The organism is Oleiagrimonas sp. (assembly GCF_027858935.1).
GTDB lineage: Bacteria > Pseudomonadota > Gammaproteobacteria > Xanthomonadales > Rhodanobacteraceae > Oleiagrimonas.
The window spans coordinates 1-5,471 of sequence record NZ_JAQIBU010000213.1 but is presented as its reverse complement, the minus strand read 5'-3'; the positions used below and the strand labels follow the sequence as shown (position 1 = coordinate 5,471).

Sequence of the window (5,471 nt, the reverse complement as noted above, 5' to 3'; positions counted from 1 at the left end):
TAGCGCCGGAAGCCCTGGAGGAAGGCAAAGGCTTCGGTCACGTGGACCCAGGTGAGAAGCGCTGGATCATCTGCGGCATACGGTTGGCCGTCGGCAGTGTAGCCACGTATGTGGCGATGCACCTTTTGTACCCTCTCGATCAGTTTGTATGCTTCATCGCGGGGCGCATAGGTGGTGCCACCGACAAAGGCCGTAGTGCGGCGCAACCGCCCGACCAGATCAGTACGAAAACTTGAATGGTCCCATACGGCGGCCAGTGCCCGCGGGTGCAATGTCTGAAGCATCAATGCACACAGCCCCCCGGCCAGCATGCCGGGAAAGTCTGCGTGGATTCGCCATGTGACCGTGTCCGGGCCGAACAGACCGGGATCGCCCAAGGGACGGCTGTAATCAATGCCTGTCTTGGAATCGCGGGGAAAAGCCGTCAGGACCCAGTTGCGAACCATCCGCAACAGGGCAGGGTCGGATTTCGAGTTGATCATCATGCTCAAGGATACGTTCATGCGGCGCCCGGGGATGTTTTATATCCCCGCGCGCCGCATGAAGTCCTGTGCCGGATCGTGCCGGTACGCAGGGGCGGAGTGTTCGGCATCAATCCTTGCTGTCGAGTCCGGGTTTTGGCTCTGATGCCGGGGCAGGGCCCGGTGATGCTTCAGGCGCCGCTGCAGGGGCATTTGAATCCGGATCGGAGGGCGCCGATTCTTTCCTGCCCGAGGTTCCGGGATCATTTTGCGACGGTAATGCCGATGCAGGCCTGGATGTTGTCGCCGGTTTCGGTTGCGCCGGTTGCGCCGGTTGCACCTGTGCCGTTGTGTCACCGGCACTGGAATGTGCAGGTGGGGAGGCAGGTACGACGGCTGGTGTTGCAGAGACACCCGTATCTTGATGCGACTCGCGGGCCGGAGTTTCTGCATGCGGAGAGGATGCATCACCCGGCGCGCGGGAAGATGCCGGATGAGAAACCGTAGTCTTGTTGCGATCCTCGGCCGCCGCAGGAAGGGTTTTCATTTCGGGGCTTGCGGACGAGGCTGCTTCCGGATTCACCTTTGGGGGCTGGCGATCAGCGGAGTCCGCTGCCACGGAACCCTGATTCCTTGCGACCTGTGCTGAAGAAGTCGGTTCACCACCTTGCGTTGCAGTTGTGCCGATCTCCGGATTATTTTTTGCCGTGCGTCGCGAAGTTGCATGGCTTGATTGTTCGGAAGGCATGGAGCTCTCGGCTGTCTTCGAGCTCTCGTCAGGCTTCGAGCTTTCAACAGGCTTCGAGCTCTCGGCAGGCTTCGGGCTCTCGGCAGACTTCGGGCTTTCGGCAGGTTTCGGGCTTTCAGAAGACTTCGGGCTCTCGGCAGGTTTCGGGCTCTCGGCAGGCTTCGAACTTTCGCCAGCTTTCGGACTGTCCGAATGGATGGATGTTTCGTTCGTGTTTGCGTCCTGTTGAGTCGAACCTTCCCCGCTGGAACTACCACCGCGGCGGCGTCGACGACCACCCCGGCGCCCGCGACGGCGGCGGTTTCCGGTTTTGGTCTCGGTATTGTTGTCGCTGTCGCTGGATTGGGGCGTTTCGCTTGCTCGGGTGTCTGAAATCTCGGTGGAAATTGCGACATCTGAATCGATGGCGCTCTTGTTCACTGATTCAGTTGCGGACTTGGTGTCCTTGCCGGACGTGTTTTCCGCAGTGTTGCGTCGGCTACGTTTTGGCGCGTCGCCCTCACGTGTGGAATCTTTGGGGGTCGCCGTCGATTCTGTGTTTCGGCCACCGCGTCCACCACCGCTGGCAGTGGACTTGCCGGAGCGACTGGATCGTCCCCCGTTGCCGGACTTGTTGCTGCCCTCACCGCGAGCGGACCGGCCGGAACTGCGCGAGGACCCTTCATTGCGTCGTTCGTTGTCCCGACTGCGACTACGACTGCTTGCAGCAGATGTGTCCGTTCCTTTCTTCCGATCGGCACGTTCACGGGTTGCCTTGCCGGTTGTGGACTCGCTGGCGTCGTGTTCCGGTGTTCCGACGAACATGCTGATCAGGCGCCGGAACAAACCCGGGCGTGCAGTGGTGGCCAAGCCAGCATGCGGCTGCTGCGGTTGCGACTGCAGGGTTTCCGGCTCCGCTTCCACAAATGTGGGCGCGGGCGTAGCGTGCACGATCTTGCTGACCAGCGGCTCCTCGGTACTGCCCAGGGCCTGGCCCATCTTGCGCATCGGGTCGTCCTCGATCTGGGTCAAACGCATGTAGCTGGGCTTGCTGTGATCGCCCATGTCCGCTTCGCGGATACGGGTGATTTCCAGATGTGGCGTTTCCAGCTTGTCATCGGCGATCACGACCACGTGCACCTTGTGTCGCATCTCGATCTCGACGACGCTTGCACGCTTTTCGTTGAGCAGAAAGTTGGCAACCGGAGTGGGTGCCTGTATCAGCACCTGACCGGTATTTTCCTTCATCGTATGCTCTTCGACCAGTCGCAGAGCAGACAGCGACAGCGACTCGATGCTGCGGATATGACCGTGACCGTCGCAACGCGGACAAACGATCTTCGTGGCTTCACCAAGACTTGGGCGCAGACGCTGTCTGGACATTTCCAGCAGGCCGAAACGCGAGATGCGGCCGACTTGGACGCGGGCACGGTCGAGCTTGAGAGCATCCTTGAGAGTGTCTTCGACTTCGCGTTGATGGCGCGGGCTGTCCATGTCGATGAAATCGATCACGATCAGTCCACCGGCATCGCGAATGCGCAACTGGCGGGCAATTTCGACCGCGGCCTCGCAATTGGTGTGGAACGCGGTGTCCTCGATGTCGCTGCCCTTGGTGGCGCGGGAGGAGTTGATGTCGATGGAGGTCAGTGCCTCGGTCGGATCGATGACGATGGATCCTCCCGCGGGCAGGCGCACCATGCGGTCGAACGCGCTTTCGATCTGGGTCTCGATCTGGAAACGAGAAAACAGCGGGGTCGTGTCCTGGTACAGCTTGAGCTTGCGCAACGAGTTGGGCATGACCTGCTGCATGAACTCGCGCGCCTCCTCGTACATCTCCTGCTCGTCGATCAGGATCTCCCCGATGTCGCCGCGCAGATAGTCACGCAGGGCACGGATGAACAGGCGCGATTCCTGATAAATCAGGAAGGGTGCCTTCTTCGATGTGCCAGCGGAGGTGACTGCCTTCCAGAGTTGAAGCAGGTAGTCCAGATCCCATTGCAGCTCTTCCGCGCTTCGGCCCATACCGGCGGTGCGCACGATCAGCCCCATCTCCTCGGGCACGTCCAGATGCTCAAGGGCCTCCTTCAATGCAGCCCGATCATCGCCTTCAATGCGACGCGATACGCCACCAGCACGAGGGTTGTTGGGCATCAGCACCATGTAACGGCCGGCCAGGCTGATGAACGTGGTCAGGGCGGCCCCCTTGTTGCCACGCTCTTCCTTCTCCACCTGGACGACCAGTTCCTGGCCTTCCTTCAGCAGGTTGCGGATGCCGCTCTTGTGCGGGTCAGCGCCGTCGGTGAAGTACTCCCGCGCCACTTCCTTCAGTGGCAGAAAGCCGTGGCGATCAGCGCCGTAATCGATGAAACAGGCTTCGAGAGATGGCTCAACCCGGGTGATGCGGCCCTTGTAGATGTTGGCTTTTTTCTGTTCCCGGGAAGGGATCTCGATGTCGAGGTCGTACAGTTCCTGGCCATCGACAATGGCCACGCGCAACTCTTCACGCTGAGTTGCGTTGATCAACATGCGTTTCATTTGTAGTGGTTCCTTGGCATCTCGCGGGGCCGCGCACCGCGGCGGCGCCATGGGGCGGCCTGCCGGGGATCGCGCCTTCGCGAGGTGCGTGATGGGTCCGAAGCGTATCCAGTGCTCCGAAGTGATACATGGGGCCTTGCGTCAGGATATGCCAGCGCCGTAACACAGCGGACAAACCACGACCCGAACCGTTACGATGGTAGGAAGATGCCTTCGATCGCGGTGCTTGGTGATCGGGGCAATTTCGCCGCCGTTACGGACGAACGCCACGCCCGGATTGTTTTCCGGACCTGGCCCAACGCATCGGCAGTATAGCTTTCGATTCCGGAACTTATCAATGGATACGGCGACCCCGCACGCGACCCCGGGCGGCGTGCAACAACTGAAGATCGGCCCGGAACGGGACGGACAGCGCGTGGACAATGCCTTGTCGGCCCTTTTGAAGGGTGTGCCGCGGAGCCTGATCTATCGCCTTGTGCGCAAGGGCCAGGTTCGTGTGAATGGCAAAAGGGTAAAGCCAGACACCCGTCTCACGGACGGCGATACTCTACGCGTACCTCCGGTCCGGACGGCAAACCGCGAGCATGGCGTGCCTCCCGAGCCCCGGGTTCGACAGATCAACGACGCGATCGTGTTCGAGGATAAACACTTCCTGGTGGTGGACAAGCCCAGTGGAGTGGCAAGCCACGGTGGCAGCGGTATCGATTTCGGTGTCATCGAGCTCCTGCGCGCGGCTCGTCCCGGGGAGTCGATCGAACTGGTGCACCGTCTTGATCGCGACACCAGTGGTGTCCTGGTGCTGGCCCGCAGCCGCAAGGGGCTGACCGGACTGCAGGCGCTGATTCGCGAAGGGCGCACCACCAAGCAGTATCTGGCCCTGCTGACCGGACGACCCGCACGCGCGAAATTCGACGTCAACGCGCCCCTGCGCAAGTCCGTGCTTCAGGGCGGCGAACGCATGGTGCGTGTCGGCGACCAGGGCAAGCCTGCACTGACCTTCTTCCACGAGGTCGAGCGCTACCCGGATGCCAGCCTGATGAAGGTCACCATCGCCACCGGTCGCACCCATCAGATCCGCGTGCATGCCGCGCACGTGGGCCATCCGGTGGCCGGCGATCCCAAATACGGCGACAAGGATCGGAACCAGCAGCTTCGAAAACACGGACTCAAACGTTTGTTCCTGCATGCAGCGCGGTTTGAGTTCGAGCTGGGCGAGAATGCCTACAGTTTCTCATCCCCGCTACCGGATGACCTGCGTCGCGTCCTCGATGTGCTGGGCACTCCTTGACAAGGCAGGGCGTCAGCGCGGCATGAAGTAGCGTGCTCCGACCTCGAGCGAACGCAGCCATCCACCCGCAAGACTGGCCTCAATGGCCAGTGCCATCACGGCATGCGCCAGTGCTATCGGGACTAGCGCCCGACGGCGCAGGAAGACATGCGCCCACCATGCCTCGGCCAGCAGGCAGAGCAGCATAAGGCGCGCATTGGGTGTGTGCATCAGCGCAAACAATAGGGCGCATGTGATTACGGCGGTAGCTTCGCGCATGAACACATGCTCGAGGCGGCGCAGCACCACGGTGAGCATCAACCATTGCTGCAGCAAGGCCCATCCCATGTACAACAGGACGCGCCCGGGCTCGGGTGCGTGGGGTGCATGGCCAAACAGCAGGACAAGTGGTGCCAGCACAAGCGCAAGCGCGAACGGTGCCGGATAGTCGCGGGGCTGACCGAACCAGGTCCATGCGGGC

The 5,471-nt window shown here is 61.5% G+C and carries 4 protein-coding genes; 1 reads left to right on the top strand and 3 read right to left on the bottom strand.

Annotated features, from left to right (window positions below; all coding sequences use genetic code 11):
- Window positions 1-503 (bottom strand): oxygenase MpaB family protein (locus tag PF446_RS08020; protein ID WP_298070887.1); only part of this gene is annotated, 503 nt, incomplete at its 3' end.
- Window positions 504-591: 88 nt separating this feature from the next.
- Window positions 592-3,723: an Rne/Rng family ribonuclease gene (locus PF446_RS08015; protein WP_298070885.1), complete on the bottom strand. Its 3,132-nt coding sequence runs from the start codon at window positions 3,721-3,723 to the stop codon at window positions 592-594.
- A gap of 337 nt (window positions 3,724-4,060) precedes the next feature.
- Between PF446_RS08015 and PF446_RS08010 the strand changes: the two genes are divergently transcribed.
- A complete protein-coding gene (locus PF446_RS08010) occupies window positions 4,061-5,011 on the top strand; it encodes an RluA family pseudouridine synthase (protein ID WP_298070883.1) in 951 nt (316 codons plus the stop codon).
- A gap of 12 nt (window positions 5,012-5,023) precedes the next feature.
- Here PF446_RS08010 and PF446_RS08005 read toward each other — a convergent pair.
- On the bottom strand, window positions 5,024-5,471 hold a 448-nt coding region (locus tag PF446_RS08005), incomplete at its 5' end, for a CPBP family glutamic-type intramembrane protease (RefSeq protein ID WP_298070881.1).

What these genes read in the sequence shown, in the direction of transcription:
- PF446_RS08015 (WP_298070885.1), bottom strand. Translation starts at nt 3,723, where the DNA reads ATGAAACGCATGTTGATCAACGCAACTCAGCGTGAAGAGTTGCGCGTG.
- PF446_RS08010 (WP_298070883.1), top strand. Translation starts at nt 4,061, where the DNA reads ATGGATACGGCGACCCCGCACGCGACCCCGGGCGGCGTGCAACAACTG.